The following is a 24,104-nucleotide window of genomic DNA, read 5'->3' on the forward strand; positions in this document are numbered from 1 at the left end:
CGGGCAGGGGTGGTGCCCCGGCGGCCCAACGGCACGATGTCCCGGCGAGCCCTCCCCGGGCCCGGTCCCCGTGCCGGGGACCCGGGCGGTCGAGATCGGAACCAGGCGTATCGGACGGAAGCAGCTGAGGAAGACAGGCACGCAGAAGAATGACGACGACAGCAGCAGAAACGAACGAACGAACGGTGGATCGCGGCCTGCTCCGCAGGTCCGCCTCGGCGGCGTACGCCGCCGGCAGAGGCACCCCCGAGGCCCCCGGCGGCAGAGTCTCCGTGGCGGTCTACGCGGAGGACCTGATCCTGCGGACCGGTGTGGTGCACCAATTACGTCCACGGCCCGAGATAGAGCTCATAGCCGAGTCCGAGGCGGACCGGGCGCAAGTCTCCCTGGTGGTGGTGGACATGGTGAACGAGCCCACCGTCCAGCTCCTGAACCGCCTCCAGCGCAACACCTCGACCCGTACCGGACTCGTCGTCGGCTTCTTCGAATCGGGTGCGCTCCAGACCTTGATCGAGTGCGGTGTCGCCGCCGTGCTGAGGCGCGGGGAGGCCGATCAGGACAGCCTCGTCCACCTGGTGACGGCGATGGCGAACGGAGAAGGGGTGCTGCCGGGCGACCTGCTCGGAAAGCTCCTCACCCATGTCAGCAGCCTTCAGCGCACGGTCCTCGACCCCCGGGGGCTCTCACTCTCCACCCTCACGACGCGGGAGGCGGAGATGATCAGGCTGGTGTCGGAGGGCTACGGCACCGCGGAGATCGCGCAGAAGACCTCGTACTCCGAACGCACCGTCAAGAACGTGCTGCACGAGGTGGCGACCCGCCTGGAACTGCGCAACCGGGCCCATGCCGTCGGCTACGCCATGCGGCACGGACTCATCTGATACCCGGCGCGGACTCACCTGAGTGCCGGCACGGGCTCATCCGCGTCCCGGCGCGGGCTTCCGTGCGGACGGCGTGACGACGTCGCCGCACGGGGGCGCGCCGATACCGGCGGCAGGAACGGCCGGGCGGGGCAGGAAGGCGCCGCAAAGGGCAACCGACCCTTCCCTCTGGCCGGGTCCCTGGGACCTGTGATTGCCCCCGTGCGAGCGGGATGCTCGTCGTGGAGAGTCATCGACAGAACTGCGAGGTGGGCCGTGACCGGCACCGCTGGCCCGGCGAGCCGTACCCGGCTGGGCCGACTGACAGGCGCTGTGGTGCTGTTGGCACCGCTGCTGGTGGCGGGTTCCGCGTCCGCCCCCCAGGGCGCGCCGAGACTCGCCGCGGCGGCGGACGCAAGCCCCGTGGACGCCGGACGCATCACCTACGCCGGTACCGAGCACCGCAGCCTCGGGCGGGTCTCGGACCAGGCCACCACCGCGCCGCTGTTCGGCCCCGGACCGGCCCATTACGACCAGGATCCCTCCGCGCGCGGTGAGGTGGTGGTCTTCACCAGCCTGCGCGACAGCGTGCGTCCGCAGGTGTACGTGCGCGACGCGGGCGGAGCGGTGCGCAGGCTCACCACCGACCGGGACGCCGCGCATCCCGAACTCTCCCCGGACGGACGGACCGTGGTGTTCGACTCCGCGGAGCTGGGACCGGGCGACGTGGTCCAGCGCGAGCTGTGGACCGTCGGGGTCGACGGCTCCGGACTGCGGCGGCTGACGGACACCCCCAACAACGAGACCTCCCCGACGTTCTCCCCGGACGGATCGCGGATCGCGTACTCCTGCGACTCCGGCCCCGGGGGGAACGGGCTGATATACGAACGGGCCGTGGCAGGCGGCGCAGCGAGGGTGATCAGTGACGGCCCGGTCGGCGACGCGACCGAGCCGGTGTGGAACCCGGTGGACGACGACACCCACCGCGCCCGGATCGCCTACACCCTCACCACGGACGAGGAGACCGGGCCCCGGCTCCGGGTGACCGAGGGCATCGGAGCCGACCGTCCCCTGCTGGCCGGTGTCCAGGCCGACTGGCGCACCCGCTCGGCCGCCTGGCTGCCGGACGGCAACGACCTGCTCTTCCTCAGCCCCGACACGACCTGCGGGTGCAAGGACTACGACCACGTCTACCGGGCGACCGCCTTCAACGGGAACGAGCCGTACCTGACGCTCGGCGAGGACCGGGCGGTCGAATCGCCCACCTGGGTCGGCCCCATGGACCCCGGGACCGTCGTCGTGACCCGGCGGACCCCGCTCCAGGCGAACGACGTGACGCTCCAGGACGTCAGGCAGGACGGTTCGGACCCCCGGGACCTGGGGGTCGAGATCCTGAAGGAGGACCCGGAGGCCAGTACCAACACCGACCCCGCCAAGGACCCGCTGTTCAACCCGGCGGCGGACTACGACCCGTGGACCGAACGGCAGAACTACACACCGGACGGCAGGCACATCGTCGTGACCCGCTTCGAAGGACAGCCGAAGGAGCGCGTCGAACGGATCTGGCTGACCGACACCGACGGCCAGAACAAGACGGCGTTGCCGCTCGCCGGACGCGGTCCCCGCGACTGGGACACCGACCCCACGTTCTCGCCGGACGGCACGAAGCTGGCGTTCACCAGGACCTCGCCCGGACGGGTCGACGGGCAGCCGGGGCCGAGCAGCATTCTCATCGCGGACGTCGCCACGGGAGCGATCGTGGGCAGGATCGTGCCGCCTCAGGGGCAGTTGACGGGCGGTGACGCACAGCCGACCTGGTCATCGGACGGCACCACCCTCGCCTTCACCCGCAACCATGTGGTCCGGGGCCTGGGCGGCATCAAGCACGTCTGGACGGTGCCGGTGGCGGCGCTCGACCGGCAGCGGGACCTCAGCGTCACCATCTGCCCCGGCGAATGCAAGAAGATCGACGACAGCCCCGCCTTCTCCCCCGACGGCAGCCGGATCGCCTTCAACCGCAAGGACGGCGGCGGCCGGGTCAACGAGCGCTCCGGCATCGTCGTGACCTCGCTGAGCGGCGACGACTGCCGGGTCGTGCTGCCTTCCGCACAGCGGGACAACCCCGACGCGTGCCGTCAGGAGATCCCCGACACCTCGCTGACCGGGCCCTTCCAGCCCCGCGACGTGGCCTGGTCGCCCGATGCGGAACGGCTGGTGCTGAGCTCGCGCAGGGAGGTCGGTCCGAACTCCCCGGAGCAGCTGTCCATGCTCGACCTCGCCTCCGGCACCCTGACCCCGTTCGGCGAACGGCTCGGCGGGCGGCAGAAGGAGCCCGCCTTCCAGCAGTCGGTCGACCTGGCCCTGACCGCACCCCCCACCGGCCCCTCGGTGGAGGTCGGTTCCTCCGTCACGGTGCCGGTCACCGTCACCAACCGGGGCCCCGCCTCATCGCCCGGCACCGTACTCACCGTCGATGCCCCGCCCGGCGTGCGCCTGGAGGAGCTCACCACCCCGGCCGGCACCTGCGCCACCGGGTCGCCCCGGTGCGACCTGGGCGTGCTCCGGCCCGGAGAGAGCGTCGAGGTCACCGCCCGGCTCACCGGCGTGACCAGCGGGGACCAGCAGATCGGCTGGTCGGTAACCGGGTCCGTGGCCGACCCGAACCCCACGGACAACGCCACCGCCACCACCGTCCCGGTCCAGGACGCGCCCCCGGCCCCCAGCCCGACGCCCGAGCCGCCCAAGCCGGCCCCCCAGCCGCCCGAGCCCGAGGCGGGGCCCGGGGTCGCGGTGCGGGCCCAGCCCAGCCCCGGCTACGTCGGCGGCCGGGTGGTGGTGACGTACACCGTGCGCAACGGCCGCAACGCGCTCGCCACCGGACTGCGGCTGAAGCTCGGGCTGCCCGCGTCGATCCCGGCGGATCCGCTGCCGCCGGGCTGCACGGCAGGCGTGTGCACCCTGCCCGATCTGACACCGGGTGCCTCCATAGTCGTCCGCGTCGTGCTCAAACCCGACCGGGCGCTGAGGACCACCATCACCGCAACGCTGACCACGACCGGCACCGACGCCGACACCCATGACAACGTCTCCAGGAAGCCGCTGCGCATCCTCCAGCCCCGGATCGTCTCGGTGCCCGCCGTCGGCAAGCCGGGATTCGTCACCTCCGTCCGGGGCAAGGACTTCCCGCCCGGCGCACCGGTGAAGCTCACCTGGAAACCCGGGATCACGGCGACTGCGCCGGCCGCCTTCCCGCGCCGTGACGGCACGTTCATCGCGCAGCTGCTGATCCTGGCGAAGGACCAGACCGGGCAGCGCAGGATCACCGCCTCGGGGCCGGGGTTCGGCCCCGTCACCACGCGCTTCCTGGTGGTGGCCGGCACCGTCGTCCCGCCGGACGAGGTGGGGCGACGGTGATCCACGAAGTGGACGAGGGGCTGCGCCTGTTGCTGGTCGGGGCCGGCCTCCAGGACAGCGGCGTCGACCTGGTCTTCGACGCGCCGACGAAGGACTGGTCCGCCCGGCGCAACGCCCCCACCATCAGCGTGTTCCTGCACCGCATCCGTGAGGACGCGGGCCGCCGCCGTACCGGCGCGGCCGAGGAGCACGACGACGAGGGGGTCGTGATCGGCTGGCGGACCCCGCCCCGCTGGTACGAGCTGACGTACCTGGTGACCGCCTGGACCAATCGCCCGCAGGACGAACACCGGCTGCTCTCCGAGGCGTTGCGCTGTCTCGTACGGTCGGACGCGCTGCCCGCCCACATGCACACCGGCAGCCTCGCCGAGCTGGGGCTGACCGTGGAGATCGAGGCGGCGGGTCCGGGCACCGACGGGCCGTCCGCCTCGGACATCTGGTCGGCGCTCGGCGGTGAGCTCAAGGCCGCGATCGACCTGCGGGTGTGGGCACCGCTGGCCGGTGAGCGCACGGCCGCCGCACCGCCGGTCACCGAGGGACTGGTGGTGCGCAGCGCGCCCGGCCGGGACGGCGACGGTGCAAAACCGGGGCGCCGGCTGCGTTACGACGGAACGTCCGACCCCGGCGACCGGGGCTTCGCGGCACAGCGGGAACGGCAGTTGCCGCCCGGCCGGCGAAGGCGCGGGGGGGCGGCCGGGTGACCACGACACAGGGCACCCGTGCCTTCCACGAACCGGCCGAGGCCCCGACAGCGGTCATCGAGGACCTCTGGGAGCGGCTGGTCCACGTCGAGCAGCGGGTCAGGAACGCCGTGGCCGCCCGGCGGGCCACCGACCCGCAGCCGGACGATCCGTACCGCGGGCAGTACCTGACCCCCGAGGCGGCGAGGCGGATCGTGGACGCCCGCGACGCGTTCGCGCCGGTACCGGAGTACGGCTCCGGGCTCTCGCCGCAGTCCCCGCCCGGGAGCCGGATCGGGCGGCTCGCCGAGAGCTTCGGCCTGGTGGAGCTGGACGTGGACCTGCTGCTGGTCGCGCTGGCCCCGGACATCGACAGCCGGTTCGAGCAGCTCTACGGCTACCTCAACGACGACCTCACCCGGCGCAGGCCCACCATCGGCCTGGCGCTGGAACTGTGCGGACTGCCCGCCGCGAGTTCCGGCCGCTTCCGCTTCGCGCCGTCCGCCCCGCTGGTCGCGGGCGGGCTGCTGGAGGTCCGCGACGCCGAACGTCCGCTGCTCTCGCGGGTGCTGCGGGTGCCGGACCGGATCGGCGCGTATCTGCTCGGCGACGACGAGATCGACGGAAGGCTGCGCGGCCTGGTCCACTCGGTCGGGGCCGTGGAGGCCCCGGAAACCGGTACGGACACCGGGCCGGAGGTGCTGCTGGTCGCGGCGGCGCTGGGCACGGGCAGCGGTCTGGTGCATCTGCTCGACCGGGGCGGCGACCCCGGCCGGCTGGCGGTCGAGGCGCTGCTCGCCGCGGGGCGCCGTCCTCTGGTGGTCGACATCGCGGAGCTCGCCGCGCTTACCGAACCGGCGGAAGCCGTACGGACGCTGGCGGCCGAGGTCCGGCTGGGCAACGGCGGGATCGTCCTCGGGCCGCTGGAGGCGCTCGTCCCCGAACGCCCCGAGCGGGCCCGGCTGCTCGGGGCCCTGTGCGCGGCGGTCGGCGGTGCTCCGCTGGTCGCGTACGGGAAGAAGAACTGGGACCCCCTGTGGGCCGGGGAGAGCCCGGTCCCGGTCCAGGTCCACTCCCCCGGTCCCGCGGGCCTGGCCCGGCGGTGGCGGCAGGCGCTCGCGGAGGCCGGCACGTCCGTCGGGCTGCCCGCCGGGAGCGGGTCGGCCGACGAGGAGCTCATCGAGGCCACCGCCTCGTACCGGCTCGACTCCGAGCAGGTGCGCAAGGCCGCCGCCGTGGCCTCCCGGCTGGCCGTCCTGGAGGGCCGCCCGGTGGACGTGCGGGACCTGCGCACGGCGGTCCGGGCCCAGAACGGGGCGGGGCTCGAACGGCTCGCCCGTCGCATCGAGCCGACGGTCGGCTGGGACGACCTCGTACTGCCCGCCGCGACCCGCCGCGAGCTGTCCGAACTCGCCCTGCGGGCCCGCCACCGCGAGCAGGTGCTGGGTCAGTGGCGGATGCGGCCGGGCGGTGGCCGGGGGCGCGGCATCATCGCGTTGTTCGCTGGTGAGTCCGGCACCGGCAAGACCATGTCGGCCGAGGTGGTGGCGTCGGAGCTCGGCATGGAGCTCTATGTCGTGGATCTGTCGACGGTGGTGGACAAGTACGTCGGTGAGACCGAGAAGAACCTGGAACGGATCTTCGTCGAGGCGTCCCATGTCAACGGCATCCTGTTGTTCGACGAGGCGGACGCCATTTTCGGGAAGCGCTCGCAGGTCAAGGACGCGCACGACCGGCATGCCAACGTGGAGTCGGCCTATCTGCTCCAGCGGATGGAGTCCTTCGACGGGATCGCGGTGCTCACCACCAATCTGCGCGGCAATCTCGACGAGGCGTTCACCCGGCGCCTCGATGTGATCGCGGAGTTCCCCATGCCGGACGTCCGGCAGCGGCTGGCCCTGTGGGACCGCTGCCTGGGGACGGCGCTCCCGCGCGAGGCCGGGCTCGATCTGGAGTTCTGCGCGGGCCGCTTCGAGCTGGCGGGCGGGTCGATCCGCGCCTGTGCGGTGACCGCCGCCTATCTGGCAGCGGAATCGGGGAGTCCGCTCGGTATGGAGCAGATCGTCTCGGCCGTGATCCAGGAGTACCGCAAGCTCGGCCGGCTGGTCCGGGAGAGCGAGTTCGGCACCTGGCTGGACCGTGGGCGGGGAGGCGACGGCGGATAGCGCCCGGCCGGGCGGGCCGCTCAGCCGAGGATCAGCTCGGGTTCGTACAGCTCCAGCCAGGTGGCGAGGTCCAGGGTGCGCTCCAGGCCGCGGCGGGAGGCCGCGGTGACCTGGGGCGCGCCGTGGTCGGCCGCCCTGCGGAGCCGGTCGCGGTCGATCAGGTCGAACACGCGGTGGTCCGGGCGGGCGAGCAGCTCGCGGGCCTGCTCCTGCAGGGCCAGTGCGTACTTTGGGTCCTGGGTCGACGGGTAGGGGCTCTTGGTCCTGTCGTACACCGACTGCGGCAGCACATCGGCGGTGGCCTCGCGCAGCAGGCTCTTCTCCCGGCCGTCGAAGGATTTGAGGGCCCAGGGCGCGTTGTAGACGTACTCGACGAGCCGGTGGTCGCAGAACGGCACCCGGACCTCCAGGCCGACGGCCATGCTCGCCCGGTCCTTGCGGTCGAGCAGGACGCGCACGAACCTGGTCAGGTGGAGGTGGCAGATCCTGCGCATGCGGTACTCGAAGTCGCTCTCGCCGGGGAGCCGTTCGATGCCCGCGACGGCGGCCCCGTAACTGCGGCGGACGTAGCCCTCCAGGTCGAGGGAGCGGCCGAGGTCGTCGCGGAGCACGTCCGAGTCCTCGCCGAAGTGCTCGGCCATCCGCACCAGCCAGGGGAAGGTGTCGGCGGTACGGGCCCGCTCGTCGAAGAACTGGAGGTAGCCGCCGAAGACCTCGTCGGCGGACTCGCCGGACAGGGCGACGGTCGAGTGCTCACGGATGGCCCGGAAGAGCAGATAGAGCGAGGCGTCCATGTCGCCGAAGCCCATGGGCAGGTCCCGGGCCCGGATCATCCTGGCCCGTACCTCCGGGTCGGCGAGGGTGTCGGGGTCGAGCACGATGTCCCGGTGCAGGGTGCCCGACTGCTGGGCCACGTCGTGCACGAACGGGGTGTCGGGGGTGGTGCGCAGCTCGTCGGGGACGAAGTTCTCGGTGCGTCCCACGAAGTCGACGGCGAAGGTGCGGACCTTCTCGCCGCTCTCGGCGAGCTGCCGGGCGGCCAGCGCGGTGACCGCCGACGAGTCGAGTCCGCCGGAGAGCAGGACGCAGCGGGGTACGTCGGAGACCAGTTGGCGGCGGACGATGTCGTCGAGCAGTGACCGTACGGTGGTGATCGTGGTGTCGCGGTCGTCGGTGTGCGGGCGGGTCTCCAGCCGCCAGTAGACGTGCCGGTGCAGGCCGCCGCGGACCACGGTGACGACCGTGCCGGGCTCCACCTCGTGCATGCCGTCCCAGACGGCGTGGCCCGGGGTCTTGACGACGGTGAAGAGCTCCCGCAGCCCGTCGAGGGTCACCCGGGGGCCGGCCAGCGGGTTGGCGAGGATGGCCTTGGGCTCCGAGCCGAAGAGCACACCGTCGGGGGTCGGCCAGTAGTAGAAGGGCTTGACGCCCATCCGGTCGCGGATCATGACGAGCCGGTCGTGGCGGCCGTCCCAGAGCGCGAAGGCGTACATGCCGTTGAGCCGCTCGGCGAGGGCCTCACCCCACTCCAGGTAGCCGCGCAGCACGACCTCGGTGTCCGAGTCGGTGGTGAAACGGTGCCCGCGGGCGGTCAGTTCGCCGCGCAGTGCGGTGAAGTTGTACGCCTCGCCGGAGTAGACGAGGGCGACCGGCCCCTCGGGGGTGTCGACGGTCATGGGCTGGCGACCGCCGGGGATGTCGATGATCGCGAGCCGCCGGTGTCCGAGCGAGGCGTGCCCGTCTGTCCAGGTGCCCCGGTCGTCGGGGCCCCGGCACGACATGGTCTGCGTCATCGCGTCCAGGGTCGCGGCCGCCTCCGCCGCCCGCAGATCGCGGTCGAAGGAGACCCAGCCCGTGATGCCACACATACGCGTCCTCCCGATCCGGTCCCGCCCGGCAGAACCACTTGTATCTAGCAGCTATATGACGAGCCTCTTCCTGCGATTGCGTACGGTCAACACGGTCGTTACCCGGACGGCGGCGCGCGCCCGTACTTTCGGCCGCGTTTTTCCGCTTCCTGTACGGAGTGCCGTGTGCCGGAACCCGTGCGGGAAGGGCTCGTGGGTCCGGTGGGGATGCCGAATCGGCCATCGGCAAAGACTTGCCCAACCCTGAGTGGGCCAGTGGGGTGCACCGGCCGGCCGGGCACGCCCGCCGACCGGCGCCCGCGGCACATCCGCCGCGCTCAGGACTTCTGGCCGGTCATCTCGGCCGTGATCGCCCACCGCTCGTGGTCGCGCCAGGCTCCGTCGATGAAGAGGAAGTCGGGCGAGAAGCCTTCGAGGCGGAATCCGGCCCGTCGCACCAGGGCGAGCGAGCCCTCGTTCCCGGGCTGGACGTTGGCTTCGAGGCGGTGCAGGCCGAGCGGCCCGAAGGCGTACCGCAGGACCAGTTCCAGCCCTTCGCTCATCAGACCGCGTCCCAGCGCGTGGGCGAAGGCTCCGTAGCCGAGCGCGCCGCAGCGGAACCCTCCGGCGACGATGTTGTTGATGTTGATGAACCCCGCGATCGGGTCGGCCGGAGCGCTGCCACCGCCGCGTTCGCAGACGAGGAAGCCGGCCTTCGTGGGGTCGTCGATCAGCCGGCCCGCGTAGGCGGCGTACGCGCGGGCGTCGTCGGGCGGGAAGAGCCAGGGGCGGTGCGTGTTCCGGCTCTCCCGCGTCCGGGTGGTGAACTCCTCGGCATCGGCCTGCGTGATGGGGCGGATCGCCGTGCGCCGCCCCACGGCCAGGTAGTCGCTTTCAGGCATCCCGGCAGCTTAGCGGCCGGACCGGTCGCCCGGTCGTGAACCGCGCTCATGTTGTGACACGTGTCATAGTGATGTCAACGATCGGAGCGGCGTTTCCTGAATGTCCGTCAACTTCTTTATGATTTGCCGCCGTTCAGCTCAGTGGGGGCACCTCGACGGTCAGGGTCGCGGGGCCGCCCCCGGCCGGGGCGTCCAGCACGGCAGGCACACCGAGCGGGATCGTGAGCGTCGTCGGGCCATGCCCGAAGCCCAGCTCCTCGACAACGGGTACGCCCAGCGGGCCGAGCCGGTCGGCGAGCACGGCCCGCACCTCCTCGTACGGGCCGCAGCCCGCCCAGGAGCCGCATGCCACCCCCGCGATGCCGTCGAACGCCCCGGCCCGCAGCAGTTGGGTGAGGATGCGGTCGATGCTGTACGGGTCCTCGGTGGTGTCCTCGATCATCAGCAGCCCGCCCCGGGCCGAGGTCCGGGCGTGCGGTGTGCCGAGGTCGGCGGCAAGCAGGCTGACACAGCCGCCGTAGGTGATCCCGCGGGCCCGGCCGGGGACCAGCGCCCGCGCCGCGGGCAGGCCGAGGGTCCGTACCGATTCGGGCTCGAACAGGGTGGCCCGCAGGGACTCCTGGGTGTCCGGGTCCTTGAGGAAGGTCTCGGTGCCGGCCATCGGGCCGTGCAGGGTGGCGAGCCCCATGCGCTGCGCGAACGCCTCGTGGAGCACGGTGATGTCGCTGTAGCCGACGAACACCTTGGGCCCGGCCGCGCGCATCGCCGCCCAGTCGACCAGGTCGACCATCCGGTGCGCCCCGTACCCGCCCCGGGCGCAGATCACCGCGTCCACGGACGGGTCGCACCAGGCCTCCTGGAGATCCCTGGCCCTCGCCGCGTCCGTGCCGCCGAGGTAGTCCAGCTCCGGGTGGACGTCGCGGGCGTGTGGTGCCTCGACGGGTTCCAGGCCCCAGCCGCGCAGGATGTCCAGGCCCGCTTCGAGGCGGTCGGCGGGCACCGGACCGCTCGGTGACACGACGGCGATCCTGGCCCCCGGGCGCAGCCGGGCCGGGCGGGTCAGCGGTGCGAGGGTCACTTCTTCAGCTCCAGCCGCGGTACGTCGGTGCGGTCGATCCCGAAGGTCTGTGCGTACAGGGAGAGTTCGGCCTCCAGGGCGCGGATCATGGTGTCGGCGCGCCGGAACCCGTGTCCCTCGCCCTCGAAGGTGAGGTAGGCGTGCGGGATGCCGCGTCCGTCGAGCGCGGCCAGGAACCGCTCGCACTGGACGGGCGGGCAGATCGGGTCGTCCAGCCCCTGGAGCAGCAGGAAGGGGGTGGCCAGCCGGTCGACGCGGCCGACCGGCGAGCGTTCGCGGTAGCGTTCCGGGACTTCGGCGAGCGGGCCCACCAGGGACTCCAGGTACCGCGACTCGAAGTCGTGGGTCTCGTCCGTTCCCCAGCCGGTCAGGTCGAGGATGGGGTAGATGATCGTCCCGCAGGCGTAGACATCGGTGCCGGTCAGTGAGGCCGCGGTGGTCCAGCCGCCGGCGCTGCCGCCCCGGATGGCGAGCCGCCGCCGGTCGGCCGTGCCCTCGTCGGCCAGCGCCTCGGCGACGGCCGCGCAGTCCTCGACGTCGACGACGCCCCACTGTTCACGCAGCCGGTTGCGGTAGGCCCGGCCGTAGCCGGTGGAGCCGCCGTAGTTGACCTCGGCGACGCCGATGCCCCGCGAGGTGAAGTAGGCGATCTCCAGGTCGAGCACGAGTGCGGCGTGGCCGGTGGGGCCGCCGTGCGCCCAGACCACGTAGGGCGGCCGCTCGTCCTCGGGCCCGGTCCGGTCGGGGTTGCGCGGCGGGTAGATGTGGGCGTGGATCTCGCGTCCGTCGGGCCCGGTGAAGGTGCGGTCCTCGGGGCGGGGGTAGTACGCGGGGTCGACGGCGTCCTTGTGCGGTGCCCCGATGACCCGGGTGCGGCCGGTCGCGGTGTCCAGCTCCACCACCTCGAACGCGCTGTACGGGCTCGCCGCGACGCCGAAGACCCGGCTGCCGTGCACGGCCAGCGTCTCGGCCCATTCGGTCCAGGGTCCGGCGACGTCGACGAGTTCGCCGGTCTGCGGGTCGAGGATGCCGAGCGTGGTGGTGCCCTTGCCGTGGATGGTGGCGATCAGCCCGTTGTCCAACGGCCGGAACCAGCTGAGCCCGATCTTCCAGAGCGGTCCCGCGAACTCCTGCTCGCGGGGGCAGAGCGCGACCATGCCCCGGTCCGGATCGGCCCGGTAGAGGTTCCACCAGCCGCTGTGGTCGCCGGCGAGGAGCAGTTGCCCGTCTGCGCCCCACTCGATCTGCGGAACCGATTCCTCGGGGCCGCCGGCGAAGGACCGGGGGCGGTGGAAGGTGCCGTCCGCGGCGACGTCCGCAAGCATCACCTCGGTGCCGTCCCACGGCATCCGGGGGTGGTCCCAGGCGATCCAGGCCGCCTGCCGCCCGTCGGGCGAGAGCTTCGGACCGGTGACGAACCGGCTGCCGTCGTCGGTGAGTTCACGTACCGCGCCGCGGTCGTCGGCGGCCGAGCCGTCCAGGGGGACGGCGGCGATCACCCGGCGCAGCTCGGTGGGGCCCTCGCCGGTGAACTCCTCCAGGACGCACCACACCTCGCCACGGTCGGGGTGGATCTGCGGGTCGGCCCAGCGCAGCCCGCCGCCGGTGGCCGTGGCCGGGGTGAGCGGCACGGGTTCGCCCGGCCCGTCGGGGGTGTAGGCGTACAGCCGCTGGTCGGCGAAGTGGACGAAGACGATCAGCGGGCCGCCCTCGGCCCGCGCGGTCCCCGCCCAGGGCACTCCGCCGTACTCGATGACCCGGCTCCGTACGTTCCACGGTGCGGGCAGCACGGTGTCGGTGCTCCCGTCCGCCCGGCGGCGGACCAGGGCGCGGCGGCCCGCCTCGGCCGGGCGCGGCTCCGTCCACCACACCTCGTCCCCGACGGTGCCGACGTACTCCGGGCGTCCGTCGTGGGAGGCGGCGAGCGCGGCGTCGATCGGCGACGGCCAGGTTCCGTGAGCCCCGGTGGGCAGCATGATCGATTCCCCCTGTAGCGGTCAGGCAGTACGCAGGTAGTGGTCGAGGACCCGGACACCGAAGTGCAGGGCGTCGACGGGGACGCGTTCGTCGACGCCGTGGAACAGCGCCTGGTAGTCGAAGCCGACGGGCAGCTTCAGCGGTGAGAAGCCGTAGCCGGTGATGCCGAGGCGGGAGAACTGCTTGGCGTCCGTGCCGCCCGACATGCAGTACGGGACGGTGTGGCCGGCCGGGTCGAAGCGTTCGATCGCGGCGCGCAGCTTCGCGAAGGTCGGCGAGTCGACCGGGGCCTGCAGCGGAACCTCGCGGTGGTGGAACTCCCAGTCGACGTCGGGGCCGGTCAGCCGGTCCAGGGTGGCGCGGAACTCGTCCTCGCCGCCGGGCACCATCCGGCCGTCGATGAAGGCGGTGGCGTGGCCCGGGATCACGTTGACCTTGTACCCGGCCTCCAGCATGGTCGGGTTGGAGCTGTTGCGGACGGTCGGCGCGACCAGGTCGGCGGCGGGGCCGAGCTTGCCGAGCAGTTCGTCGACGTCGAATCCGGGGGCGTCCAGTTCGGGGTGGATGCCGTGCAGCGCGGCGATCTCGGTGAGCGCGGCGCGGACCGTCGGGGTGAGCCGGACGGGCCATTCGTGCTCGCCGATCCGGGCCACGGCGGCGGCGAGCGAGCTGACCGCGTTGTTCCTGTTGACCTTGGAGCCGTGCCCGGCCTTGCCGTGTGCGGTGAGCTTCAGCCAGGCGGTGCCGCGTTCACCGGCGGCGATCGGGTAGAGCGGCAGTCCGGGTCCGGCGTGGAAGGTGAAGGCGCCGGATTCGCTGATGCCCTCCGTGCAGCCCTCGAAGAGCCCGGCGTGCCGGTCGGCGAGGAAGCCGGAGCCGTCCTCCGCGCTCGCCTCCTCGTCGGCGGTGTACGCGATCACGATGTCGCGGCGGGGCCGGATGCCGGCCCGCGCCCAGGCGCGTACGACGGCCAGGACCATCGCGTCCATGTTCTTCATGTCGATGGCACCGCGTCCCCAGACGACTCCGTCGCGGACCTCGCCGGAGAAGGGGTGCACGGTCCAGTCGGCCGCCTCGGCCGGGACCACGTCGAGGTGGCCGTGGACGAGCAGGGCGTCGGCGGACGGGTCGGTGCCGGGGATCCGGGCGACCACATTGGTACGTCCGGGGGTGCGCTCCAGCAGGGTGGGCTCAAGACCGGCGGCGGCCAGCCGTTCGGCGACGTACTCGGCGGCCGGGCGCTCCCGGCAGTCGCCGCCGCCGCGGTTGGTGGTGTCGATCCGGATCAGTTCGGAGGTGAACGTCACCGATTCGTCCAGCGCCTGCTGGTCGACGCTCTCCCGGGGACCGCTCGGCTCAGCCATACTGCTCCTCCACGGCGGACGACACGATCGTCGTCACCGCCTTGAACGTGCGGATTGCTTCGTACATCGTCGCGCTGGTGTAGGCGACGCGCCGTTCGCCACTGGCCGCCACGCCGGGGACGACGGTGGCCGCCTGGGCCAGGTGCTCGGCGTCGAACTCCAGCTCCACGGTGAAGGGTCCGCCCTCCACCGGTGTGTGCCGCACGGCGAGCGCGGCGGCTTCCTTCGCGGCGGCGCGGATGTCGGCGGCGGTACGGGCCGGGGTGCGGCAGACCGCCGCGTACCGCGACACGTAGTCCTTGACGGCGACCTTGCGGGCGCTCGGGGCGTAGCCCTCGGCGTCCACGCAGGTCAGGTCGTCACCGGTGACGAGGACGACGGGCACGCCGTACTCGGCCACCACGTGCGCGTTCAGCAGCCCCTCGCTCGCGCGGGCGCCGTTGAGCCAGACCCCGGTGATGGAGTTGGCGAGATAGGTGTGCGCGAGCACGCCCTCCGTACCGGCGCCCGTGTGGTAGCCGATGAAGGCGATGGCGTCGACGTCACCGTGCTGGACGCCCTCGACCATGGAGAGGGACTTGTGCCGGCCGGTGAGCATCTGGACCCGGTCGTCGAGCCTTTCCAGCAGGAGGTTGCGCATGGACCAGTGGGCCTCGTTGACGAGGACCTCGTCCGCTCCGCCGTCGTAGAAGCCGAGCGCCGCCGCGTTCACGTCGGAGGTGAACATGGAACGGCACCGCTCCCATTGAGGAGTGCCCGGCAGCACATCGCCCGGCCAGGTCACACCGGTGGCGCCTTCCATGTCCGCACTGATCAGGATCTTCATGCCGGGTCACGCTACGCGCCCTGGAACCGCCAGGCCAGAGCCACAGAGACGTTCAATGGTCCAGTCCTCCGAAGAGAGTGCGACGCACACCCCGAACAGCCGCATCACGGACATCCCGCCGGGGAGGCCACCCGGCGCGCCTTGACACTTTCCACCAACCCAGACCATGATTCCATTAATTGACTAATGGAATTGAGGCTAGGTGCATGGCAGACGCATTCACTCCGGACGGCGGGTCCGGAGCATGGGCCCTGGAGGCCCGCGGTCTGGGTAAGCGCTACCGTCGCGGCTGGGCACTGCAGGACATCTCGTTCCGGCTGCCGGCCGGCCGGATCTGCGGTCTCGTCGGCCCCAACGGAGCGGGAAAGAGCACCCTGTTGGGGATCGCGACCCGTCAGGTGCAGCCCACGGGAGGTGACCTGCGGATCTTCGGCGTACCTGTGGACGACCCCGAGGTCATGCCGAAGTTCGCGTTCCTCGGCCAGGACAAGCCGCTTTTCAAGCGGTTCACCGTGGCCGAGACGCTGCGCATGGGCGCCGAGCTCAACCCCGGCTGGGACATGGCCGCGGCGGAGCGGATCGTGCGCTCCGGACAGGTACCGATGGACGCCCGGGTCGGCACGCTCTCCGGCGGCCAGCGCACCCGGGTCGCCTTCGCCCTGGCCTTCGGCAAGCGGCCCGATCTGCTGCTGCTCGACGAGCCGATGTCCGACCTCGACCCGCTGGCCCGCCACGACATGAGCACCCTGCTGATGTCGGAGGCCGTCGAGCGCGGGACCACGGTCGTGATGTCCTCCCACATGCTCTCCGAGCTGGAGGACATGTGCGACTACCTGCTCGTCCTGGCCGACGGCAGGATCCGGATGGCGGGCGACGCGGACGCGCTCGTCCCGGCGCACGCACTGGTGACCGGACTCGCCACGGACGGGGACCCGGCCGCCGCGCTGGCCCCCCACACCGTGATCGAACACCGCGTCCAGGGTCGGCAGTTCCACGCGCTGGTCCGACCCAACGGCCCGCTGTCGGGCAACTGGGTGGTCGCCGAACCGAGCCTGGAGGAAGTGCTGCTGGCACATCTCCGCGCGCCTGACGCGCCCCCGCTGTTCACGCCCGGTGCCCGTATCGAGGCCGAAGGGAGCCACACCTCATGAGCACCATGCTGACCGACGCGCCCCGGACCGGGCGCACCCCCCGGCCCCGCCTGCTGCGCGGGCTGAGCTGGCTCGTCGCACGCCAGCACCGGGCCGCGCTGCTCTGCCTGCTCGCCGCGACGGTCCTCGGCTCGATCTGGCTCGTCTACGAGCGCGGCCACATGAAGGACATCCTGGACGCCGCGGGCTGGCCGGGGAAGGAACTGGCGCAGCCGACGTTCGACTCGGACGGTGTGGGTCTCGTCCTCACCGCGCTGGGCGGACTGCCGCTGATCCTCGCCGTCTTCGTCGGCGCCCCGCTCATCGCGGGCGACCAGGAACAGGGCACCGCGCAGCTGGTCACCACCCAGTCGGTGTCACGCATGCGCTGGGTGGCGACGAAGTTCGCCTGGATCTACGCGGCGGTGCTCGTGACCACCGTGGTGCTCTCGTCGCTGTTCACCTGGTGGTGGAAGCCCTACCGCTCGGTGTTCCCCAGCCAGTGGTCGGACGCGTCGATCTTCGATGTCACCGGTCCGGTGCTCCCCGCGCTCTGTCTCTTCATGACCGCAGTCGGCATCACCATCGGTGTGCTGACCCGCCGCGTCCTGATGTCGATGGCGATCACCTTCGTCCTCTCCGGGGCGGTCGGGATCTTCTGGGACCGGATGATCGTCAGCCTCGCCCCTACTCGCACGATCACCTACCCCCTCGAAGCGGACATGCCCGCCCGGCTCAACGAGTCGATGGAGGTGGACCGCTGGATCGGTTCCGCCGACGGCCATCTCTACGGCTGGGGCCTGTGCGCCGAGGAGACCGAGAAGGCCTCCGACGCGTGCGTCAAGGAGCACGGCATCGTGAACAATGTGTACGAGTACCTCGGCTTCGATCAGATGCCGGCCATGCAGTGGACCGGGGCGGGCTTCCTGCTCGCGGGTACCGTCGTGCTCACCGCGTTCGTCCTGTGGCGGGTGTCCCGTCGGCCCCTCTAGGACCTGCCGACGCAGGTACTCAGGGTTTCGGCGTTCGAACGGGAGGTGAAGGCAGTGGTCGTGTTCCGTATCGACCGGCGCAGCGGAGTGGCGACATACCTCCAGATCGTGCGCCAGGTCGAACAGGCGCTGCGCATGGGCGCCCTGGAGGAGGGGGACCGGCTGCCCACGGCCGCTCAGGTGGCGGCCGAGACCAAGGTCAACCCGAACACCACCCTCAAGGCGTACCGCGAGCTGGAGCGCGCGGGACTCGCCGAGGTCCGGCAGGGGGCGGGCACCTTCATCACCCGCTCCCTCGTCCCGCCCCAGGCGGGCGCCGACTCCCCCTTGCGCACAGCACTCACCGAGTGGCTGGACCAGGCGCGGGCGCAGGGCCTCAGCGGCCCGGAGGTCGACGCCCTCTTCCGGTCGGCCTTCGCGGCCGTGTATCCGGCCGGGGCGGACGCCGGTTGAGGCGCGGCGCCGTACGCTTCGTGGATGAGCGGTGTCCGGCCCCCCGGTGGGGGCCGGCCGCCTTCCTCACGGCGCGGGGTAGTCGCCGGTGGCGCCGTCGGTCCGCTCGCGCAGCAGGTCCGCGTGGCCGTTGTGGCGGGCGTACTCCTGGATCATCACCAGGTACACCCAGCGCAGGCTGACGGTTCGGCCGCGGGTGGCGTGCTCGAAGGTCTCGTCGAGGGTCTTTCGTTTGGATCAGGCCGGATCAGGGAGCGGGGTCTGGTGCGTGCGATCGCAAGGCGGAGGAGGGAGGCATGGCGGCGCCATGGCGACCGACGACAACGCGGCGAGCGTGCGTGCCAGACCCCGCGAGCCCGGCATGATCCAAACGAAAGACCCTAGGCCGCGCCCCGCCACAGCGGCCTCGCACGCCTCGGTCTCGGCGCGGTAGGCGGCGAAGTCGCGCTCGGCGTGGGCGGCGTCGACGCCTTCGATCCCCTCGTCGCCGTCGCCCGGACCGGTGAAGACATCACCGATCGGCTCGCCCGCGAAGCTCCGGCGGAACCACCAGCGTTCGATCTCCGCCATGTGCCGTACCAGACCGAGGAGGGTGAGGCCGGAGGGCTGGGCGGTGGTTCGGGCGAGCTGTGCCGGGGTCAGCCCGGCACACTTGGTGAGCAGCGTCTCGCGGTGCCACCGGAGCCAGCCCTCCAGCATGACCCGCTCGTCCGCCGCGCTCGGGACGTTCAGCTGTTCGCCGTCGTCCGTCGTGCGTTCGATGTGAGGTGCCGTCCATGTCATGGCGGCCATCCTCACACCGCCGGACCCACCGGCTCAGGTCAATTCCCGCAGGAGGGGCTCCGGATCCGCGAGCAGGAACAGATGACCGCCGTCGGGGACGGTGCGCAGTTCGGCACCCGGGATCTGCGCGTGCGCCCAGCGCGCCACCTCGACGGGGACGTTGCCGTCCGCGTCGCCGTGGAGGAACAGGGTCGGTACGGAGACCGAGCCCAGCGGGTCCGGCAGCGGCCGGGAGTAGCCGGCGAGGTCGGTGATGGCCGCGTCCACGCCCTGGCGCTGCCCCTCGGCGGTGTCCACCTCGGACAGGGCCCGGAAGGCCGGGGTGCTCATGATCAGGCGGTCGGAGCGGGGCCAGGCGTCCAGGTTCGGCTCGTGCCTCGTCTTCTTGAAGATCCCCTTTCCCGCGAGCATCGGCCGGGCGATCACCGGGGCCCAGACGACGATCCGGTTCAGCCACTTGACCAGGGGGATCCGGCGCGCGTACGCCGAGCGGGGCGCTCCGGGGACGGCGGCGCACGCGAGGATCAGCCGCGTGACCCGCCCGGGGTGCTGCTGGGCCGCCGAGAGCGCGTACCCGCCGCCGCCCGAGATCGCCACGAGTGTGGCCCGCTCGTGGCCGAGGTGGTCGAGCAGGGCCAGGAAGTCGTCGTTCCAGCGGTGGAAACCACGACCGGGTACGGGGTCGGTCCCGCCGTAGCCCGGACGGTCCGGGAAGACCAGATGCAGGCCCGTGTCCGTCGCCGCCTGCCGCAGCGCCAGCCCCTCGTAGCGGCTGCCGGGGGTGCCGTGGAGCACGATCACGGGCGGGGCGGCGGGGTCGCCGTACGAGCAGTACGCGATACGGCGCCCGTCCGGAGCCGTCAGACGGTGCGTCTCGGGCAGGTCGGTCGCGGGCAGGTCCGTGTCGGGCAGCTCCGCCTCCTGCGTCTTCGGCGTCTGCGAGGTCTTCGGCAGGTCCTGCGGGGAGGGGGTCATCTCTGCTCCTCGTGGGATACGGGGGTGGCGGCAGCGGCGGCGATCCCGCCGATGACGAAGTCGAGGCCGAAGGAGAACCGGCGGTCGTAGTCGTGGTGGTCCGCGAACACCGACGCGGCCCGTCGTTCCGGCGGGAGCTGGTGCAGTTCCAGGTCGCCCCGGCCGAGGCGGATGGCCACATGGCCGGTGACGAAGTCGTGCAGGGTGCCGTACGCGTACGCGGCGGCCTCCTCGTCGAGCCCCGCGTCGCGCAGCGCCGCCACGACCCGGTACGCGACGTCGTCGGCGCCGGGCCCGACGAGCGAGGCGCGGCGGTGCGCCTCAAGGATGACGGGGTGCCGCATGAGCAGGTCGTGGAGCGTGTCGGCGAAGAGCCGGAGGACGCCCCGCCAGTCCTCCGGCCAGTCCACCGACCGGGTCACCTCGCCGACGATCCGGGACACCAGCGCGTGCTGGAGGGCGTCGATGCCGCCCGTCGTGCGGTGGATCGCCATCGGTGACACCTCCAGCCGGTCGGCCAGCGCGCGGAAGGTCACGGCATCGAGCCCCCGGTCGTCGGCCAGCTCGGTCGCCGCGTCCAGGATCGCGTCGAGCGTGACCGCCCGGGGACGGCCGTTCTTGGGAGTGCTTGCCTTCTCGACCACCATGCCCGCACCATATCGATACGCGTAACGAAACTTCAATGGGAGCGCGCATGACGGAGTTGCACGACCTCACGGCCCTACAGCTGGCCGCCGCTTACGAGCGTGGCGAAACGTGTCCGACCGAGGTGGTGGACCACCTGCTGGCCCGGATCGCGGAGGGCGACCGAGTGGGGGCGTTCACCACCGTGTCGGCCGACCGGGCCCGCATCGCGGCGGCCGGGGCCGAACGCGTCCTGCGCTCGGCGGACCGCACCGCACTGCCGCGCCTGTTCGGCGTGCCCACCGCGGTCAAGGACCTTGAGGCCACTGCGGGGGTGCGCACCACGCTGGGCTCCGCACTGTTCCGCGACTGGGTTCCGGAGCACGACGACGAGATCGTCGAGGTCATGGCCGACGCCGGGCTGATCAGCCTCGGCAAGACGACGGTTCCCGAGTTCGGGGCAGCCTGCTACACCGAGCCCGAGGTGTCCGCCCCGGCACGCAGCCCGTTCGACCTCGCCCGGAGTGCGGCCGGGAGCAGTGGCGGCGCGGCCGCGGCGGTCGGTGCGCTGCTGGTGCCGATCGCGCAGGGCAGCGACACCGCCGGTTCGGTGCGCTCCCCCGCGAGCGCCTGCGGGGTGGTCGGGCTCAAGCCCAGCCGGGGGCTCGTCACCGCGGGCCCGGCCGGCAATGACGGGATGGGGCTCTCCGTGCGTGGCCCGCTGGCCCGCACGGTCCGCGACACCGCCGCTTTCCTCGACGCTCTGACCACCCGTACCGGGGCCGGCACCCTGCATCCGCCCCGGGTCGGCAGCTACGAGCGCGCCTGCGACGCGCCCTTGCCACGGCTGCGGATCGCACTCGCCCAGGGGTCGGTCTCGGGCTCGCCCGTGGATCCGGAGGTCACCGCCGCCGCGGAGCTCACCGCCCGCACGCTGGCCGGGCTCGGGCATGACGTGTTCGTCCGGGACCAGGCGCCGGACCCCGAGCTCACCGAGGGCTTCCAGGTGATGTTCATGGCCCTGGTGGGGTCCAGGACCATGGCGTTCGACGAGTCGGCCCTGCGTCCGATCGTCCGCCATCTCCGCTCCCGGGCACAGGAGTTCAATGCGGCCGAGCTGGCCGCCTCGATCGGTACGGTCCAGTCCCGCGCCCGCGCCTGGGCGCTCGACTACGCGGAAGCGGACGTGGTGATCACCCCGACCGTGACGGCCCCGCCCATCCTCGTCGGTCAACTCCGCGACGACTCGGACCCGGCGGCGGAGCTTGCCGCGATGACCGCGTTCACGGGCAACACCGTCCTGGCGAACGCCACCGGGTTCCCGGCCATCAGCCTTCCGCTGGGCTGGAGTTCGCAGGGCCTGCCACTGGGGGTCTCGCTCACGGCCGGATGGGGCCGCGAGGATCTCCTGCTCGGCGTTTCGGCCCGGCTGGAGGAGGCCCTGCCGTGGGCCCACCGCTACGGTGGCTTGCGCCGGGACGCCCTCGCATGAGCATGCGGGGTGGCGAGGTGCACCTCGCCACCCCGACCCCCGGCGACGTCCGGGAACTCGGAGGCGCCGGGCGGCTCAGCCGTGGAGAGTGACGTCGGGCAGTGGGAGGCCGGTGGCGTCGAACAACGCGGTTCCGCAATCGCAGCGCTCGCCGGCCAGGGTCTGGTTCGCCGCCAACTCCCAGACCAGCATCGACGAGCAGTTCGGGCAGTTCAGGCTGACCAGGGTCTCGTCGCGCTCCGAACCCCAGACCCGCACCGGGAGGCCCTGGTGCGTCAGCCCGGTCGGCTCGTGCTCGCCGGTCAGCGCGACCAGAACCTCGTAGGTGTCGGTGCCGTTGTCCCACGCCAGGAGCGTGCAGCCGAGGTTCGCCAGCACCCCGGACAGATGATCGAGCTGACGGACCGGGAAGTCACCGCGCCGCAGGGTCGGGTCGGCCTCGGCCGCACGGTAGACGGCATCGGTGTCGACGCCTGCCGGCTCCGCCCCGAAGGCCCGCACCCGCCCGGCCACGAACTCCGCCAGCCGGCCCGGGGATTCCTCACCGGTCCAGTCCATCTCGAACACAACACTGTCGACCCGGACCCCCCGGGCCCGTTCGCCGGGGGTCAGGACCAGCTCTTCCAGTTCCGTCACGACGAGCACGCTATCAACTGCCGGATGCGGACCGAACGGGCGTCGTACCGCTGTTGTGCCGTTGCCACGCATGCCCGATCACGCTCCCGCCAGCCCGGCCGGCCCTCCCGTCCCGCGCAGCAGGGTGTCCACGACGCGCGTGGCGAGCGCGTCGGCGTCCCCGCCTTCCACTCCCTCCTTTGCCGCCTCGTGGATGAGGCCGTAGTAGACACGCCGCGTCCAGTCGAGGTCGATGTCGGGGCGGAGCACGCCCGCCTCCTGGGCGCGGCGGAAGAGCCGGGCGCAGGTGGCCCGGACCTCGGCGTGGAGACGGGCCGCCTCGGGGTGGCCGTCCTCGGCCGTGCGGTTCATGGCGAACGACCAGTCGGTCTTCACGCGCAGGACATTGGCGGTGACCTGGTAGAGGGCGACGAGCGGAGGGGCGGCGTCCGGGCGGGCGGCGTCCACGGCCTCGGCGAACTGGCGGGCGGCCCAGCCGGTGAGTTCGTCCAGCAGCGCCTCACGGGTGGCGAAGCGGCGGTGGACGGTGGTCCGGGCGACCCCGGCGGCCCGTGCGAGCTGCTCCATGGTCGCCGCCGGGTTGCCGGCCAGGACACGCTCGGCCGCTTCCAGGATGGTCCGCACCGTCCGTTCGGTGTCCGCCCGGAGGGGCCGTTTCGCCTGCTGTTTCTGCACCGTCATGGCGAAACGCTACATCAGCATTCCACTCGAACCTCTACTTGCAACACTGATGTTGCATGTATTACCTTCACCGCGTCGAAGAGGTAGCATCTCCGTGCCTCTCCGCGGGGGATACGACATCAGGGGGCAGTCATGCAGCACCGGATTCTCGGCCGCACCGGAATTTCCGTGAGCAAGTTCGCCCTGGGCACCCTGCACCTGGGCGCCTGGGGGAACAGCGACCACAACGAGGCGACCCGGCTGATCCGCACGGCGCTGGACGGCGGGATCAATTTCATCGACACCGCCGACCAGTACTCCGGCGGCGAGGCCGAGGAGATCATCGGCAAGGCCCTGCACGGCCGGCGCGACGAGGTCGTGCTCGCGACCAAGGGCCACTTCCCGGTGCGGATGGGGGACGACGATCCGAACCGGCGCGGAAACTCCCGGCGTTGGCTCACCCGGGCCGTCGAGGGCAGCCTCCGCCGGCTGGGCACCGACCGGATCGACCTCTACCAGGTGCACCGCCCCGACCCGGCCACCGACATCGACGAGACGCTGTCCGTGCTGTCCGACCTGGTGCGTGCGGGCAAGATCATGGCCATCGGCACATCGGACTTCCCCGCCGAGCAGCTCGTCGAGGCCCAGTGGGCCGCCGACCGGCGCAACCACATCCCCTTCCGCACCGAGCAGCCGCCGTACTCGCTGTTCGTACGGGGCATCGAGGCCGACGTGCTGCCCACCGCGCAGAAGTACGGACTCGGCGTGCTGACCTGGAGCCCGCTCAACAGCGGCTGGCTCACGGGGCGGTTCCGCCACGGCAAGCCGGTCGAACTGGACGCCTTCCGCCGCGTGGTGGCGCACAAGTTCGACCTCGAACTGCCCGGCAACCGCCGCAAGGCCGAAGCCGTCGAGGAACTGCTGGCGGTGGCACGGGAGGCGGGTGTCCCGCTGACGCACCTGGCGCTGGCGTTCGCGGCGACCCACCCGGCGGTCACCTCGGTGATCCTCGGGCCCCGCACCGTCGACCAGCTGACCGACCAGCTCGCCGCCTCGGAGCTCCTTCTCGACGACGGGATCCTGGACCGCATCGACGCGATCGTCCCGCCCGGTGTCACTCTCAACCTCTCGGACACCGACTACCGCAGCCCGGCCCTGGCCACCGCGGCGCGACGGCGCGGGCCCACGGGCTGACCCGCCACGGCGGCCCTGTCGTCGAACCGAGCGACAGACGGCAGTTCGACGA

At 72.1% G+C, this 24,104-nt stretch carries 20 protein-coding genes and 1 pseudogene; 9 read left to right on the forward strand and 12 right to left on the reverse strand.

What is annotated here, in order from left to right:
• Window positions 1-149: 149 nt before the first annotated feature.
• The 4 genes from ACIRJP_RS00555 (at window position 150) to ACIRJP_RS00570 (ending at window position 7,119) form a co-directional block, all read left to right on the forward strand.
• The gene (locus ACIRJP_RS00555) at window positions 150-881 is read left to right on the forward strand and encodes a response regulator transcription factor (protein WP_404166681.1); all 732 of its coding nucleotides are present in this window, start codon (window positions 150-152) and stop codon (window positions 879-881) included.
• Window positions 882-1,136: 255 nt separating this feature from the next.
• Window positions 1,137-4,274, forward strand: a complete 3,138-nt coding sequence (locus ACIRJP_RS00560) for a hypothetical protein (RefSeq protein ID WP_404166684.1) — start codon at window positions 1,137-1,139, stop codon at window positions 4,272-4,274.
• The gene (locus tag ACIRJP_RS00565) at window positions 4,271-4,975 is read left to right on the forward strand and encodes a DUF4255 domain-containing protein (protein ID WP_404166687.1); all 705 of its coding nucleotides are present in this window, start codon (window positions 4,271-4,273) and stop codon (window positions 4,973-4,975) included. The genes ACIRJP_RS00560 and ACIRJP_RS00565 overlap by 4 nt, the downstream gene beginning before the upstream one ends.
• A 56-nt stretch (window positions 4,976-5,031) precedes the next feature.
• Window positions 5,032-7,119, forward strand: a complete 2,088-nt coding sequence (locus tag ACIRJP_RS00570) for an ATP-binding protein (RefSeq protein ID WP_404167605.1) — start codon at window positions 5,032-5,034, stop codon at window positions 7,117-7,119.
• Window positions 7,120-7,139: 20 nt separating this feature from the next.
• Here the strand turns inward: ACIRJP_RS00570 and asnB are convergent, their stop codons facing one another.
• From asnB to ACIRJP_RS00600, 6 genes are all read right to left on the reverse strand, one after another.
• Window positions 7,140-8,987: an asparagine synthase (glutamine-hydrolyzing) gene (gene asnB, locus ACIRJP_RS00575; protein ID WP_404166690.1), complete on the reverse strand. Its 1,848-nt coding sequence runs from the start codon at window positions 8,985-8,987 to the stop codon at window positions 7,140-7,142.
• A 317-nt stretch (window positions 8,988-9,304) separates the two neighbouring features.
• Entirely contained in the window at window positions 9,305-9,868 is a 564-nt protein-coding gene (locus ACIRJP_RS00580) for a GNAT family N-acetyltransferase (RefSeq protein WP_404166693.1), read from the reverse strand.
• A gap of 133 nt (window positions 9,869-10,001) precedes the next feature.
• Window positions 10,002-10,946 carry an LD-carboxypeptidase gene (locus ACIRJP_RS00585; protein WP_404166696.1) on the reverse strand — a complete coding sequence of 315 codons (945 nt, stop codon included), beginning with the start codon at window positions 10,944-10,946 and terminating at the stop codon, window positions 10,002-10,004.
• Window positions 10,943-12,922 (reverse strand): prolyl oligopeptidase family serine peptidase, encoded by a 1,980-nt coding sequence (locus ACIRJP_RS00590; RefSeq protein WP_404166698.1) that lies wholly within the window; start codon window positions 12,920-12,922, stop codon window positions 10,943-10,945. Before ACIRJP_RS00590 ends, ACIRJP_RS00585 begins: the two co-directional genes overlap by 4 nt.
• Window positions 12,923-12,943: 21 nt before the next feature.
• Window positions 12,944-14,287, reverse strand: a complete 1,344-nt coding sequence (locus tag ACIRJP_RS00595; RefSeq protein WP_404166701.1) for a M20/M25/M40 family metallo-hydrolase — start codon at window positions 14,285-14,287, stop codon at window positions 12,944-12,946.
• Window positions 14,280-15,113 carry a M55 family metallopeptidase gene (locus tag ACIRJP_RS00600; RefSeq protein WP_404166703.1) on the reverse strand — a complete coding sequence of 278 codons (834 nt, stop codon included), beginning with the start codon at window positions 15,111-15,113 and terminating at the stop codon, window positions 14,280-14,282. The genes ACIRJP_RS00595 and ACIRJP_RS00600 overlap by 8 nt, the downstream gene beginning before the upstream one ends.
• A 206-nt stretch (window positions 15,114-15,319) precedes the next feature.
• Between ACIRJP_RS00600 and ACIRJP_RS00605 the strand changes: the two genes are divergently transcribed.
• From ACIRJP_RS00605 to ACIRJP_RS00615, 3 genes are read left to right on the forward strand one after another with little or no spacing between them, the layout of a single operon-like run.
• Entirely contained in the window at window positions 15,320-16,264 is a 945-nt protein-coding gene (locus ACIRJP_RS00605; protein ID WP_404166706.1) for an ABC transporter ATP-binding protein, read from the forward strand.
• Window positions 16,261-17,235 carry an ABC transporter permease gene (locus ACIRJP_RS00610; RefSeq protein WP_404166709.1) on the forward strand — a complete coding sequence of 325 codons (975 nt, stop codon included), beginning with the start codon at window positions 16,261-16,263 and terminating at the stop codon, window positions 17,233-17,235. Before ACIRJP_RS00605 ends, ACIRJP_RS00610 begins: the two co-directional genes overlap by 4 nt.
• A gap of 45 nt (window positions 17,236-17,280) precedes the next feature.
• Window positions 17,281-17,688, forward strand: a complete 408-nt coding sequence (locus ACIRJP_RS00615) for a GntR family transcriptional regulator (RefSeq protein WP_404166712.1) — start codon at window positions 17,281-17,283, stop codon at window positions 17,686-17,688.
• Between the two features lie 66 nt (window positions 17,689-17,754).
• Here the strand turns inward: ACIRJP_RS00615 and ACIRJP_RS00620 are convergent.
• The 4 genes and pseudogenes from ACIRJP_RS00620 to ACIRJP_RS00635 form a co-directional block, all read right to left on the reverse strand.
• Window positions 17,755-17,913: pseudogene (locus tag ACIRJP_RS00620) on the reverse strand (DUF664 domain-containing protein); the annotation flags it as partial.
• Window positions 17,914-17,925: 12 nt separating this feature from the next.
• On the reverse strand, window positions 17,926-18,471 hold the full coding sequence (locus ACIRJP_RS00625; RefSeq protein ID WP_404166715.1) for a DUF664 domain-containing protein: 546 nt from the start codon (window positions 18,469-18,471) through the stop codon (window positions 17,926-17,928).
• 33 nt (window positions 18,472-18,504) lie between these two features.
• Window positions 18,505-19,446 carry an alpha/beta fold hydrolase gene (locus ACIRJP_RS00630; protein WP_404166717.1) on the reverse strand — a complete coding sequence of 314 codons (942 nt, stop codon included), beginning with the start codon at window positions 19,444-19,446 and terminating at the stop codon, window positions 18,505-18,507.
• On the reverse strand, window positions 19,443-20,093 hold the full coding sequence (locus tag ACIRJP_RS00635; RefSeq protein WP_383718304.1) for a TetR/AcrR family transcriptional regulator: 651 nt from the start codon (window positions 20,091-20,093) through the stop codon (window positions 19,443-19,445). The genes ACIRJP_RS00630 and ACIRJP_RS00635 overlap by 4 nt, the downstream gene beginning before the upstream one ends.
• Before the next feature lie 47 nt (window positions 20,094-20,140).
• Between ACIRJP_RS00635 and ACIRJP_RS00640 the strand changes: the two genes are divergently transcribed.
• The gene (locus ACIRJP_RS00640; RefSeq protein WP_404166720.1) at window positions 20,141-21,562 is read left to right on the forward strand and encodes an amidase; all 1,422 of its coding nucleotides are present in this window, start codon (window positions 20,141-20,143) and stop codon (window positions 21,560-21,562) included.
• Window positions 21,563-21,637: 75 nt separating this feature from the next.
• On the opposite strand, the gene ACIRJP_RS00645 is transcribed toward ACIRJP_RS00640, so the two are convergent.
• Entirely contained in the window at window positions 21,638-22,198 is a 561-nt protein-coding gene (locus ACIRJP_RS00645; protein WP_404166723.1) for a hypothetical protein, read from the reverse strand.
• A gap of 78 nt (window positions 22,199-22,276) precedes the next feature.
• Entirely contained in the window at window positions 22,277-22,879 is a 603-nt protein-coding gene (locus tag ACIRJP_RS00650) for a TetR/AcrR family transcriptional regulator (protein ID WP_404166726.1), read from the reverse strand.
• Between the two features lie 132 nt (window positions 22,880-23,011).
• On the opposite strand from ACIRJP_RS00650, the gene ACIRJP_RS00655 reads away from it, so the two are divergent.
• Window positions 23,012-24,052, forward strand: coding sequence for an aldo/keto reductase (locus ACIRJP_RS00655; protein ID WP_404166729.1), 1,041 nt, complete (start codon window positions 23,012-23,014; stop codon window positions 24,050-24,052).
• The last annotated feature ends 52 nt before the right edge of the window (window positions 24,053-24,104 follow it).

This window comes from Streptomyces sp. NPDC102437, assembly GCF_044765565.1.
In the GTDB taxonomy this organism is placed as follows: Bacteria; Actinomycetota; Actinomycetes; order Streptomycetales; family Streptomycetaceae; genus Streptomyces.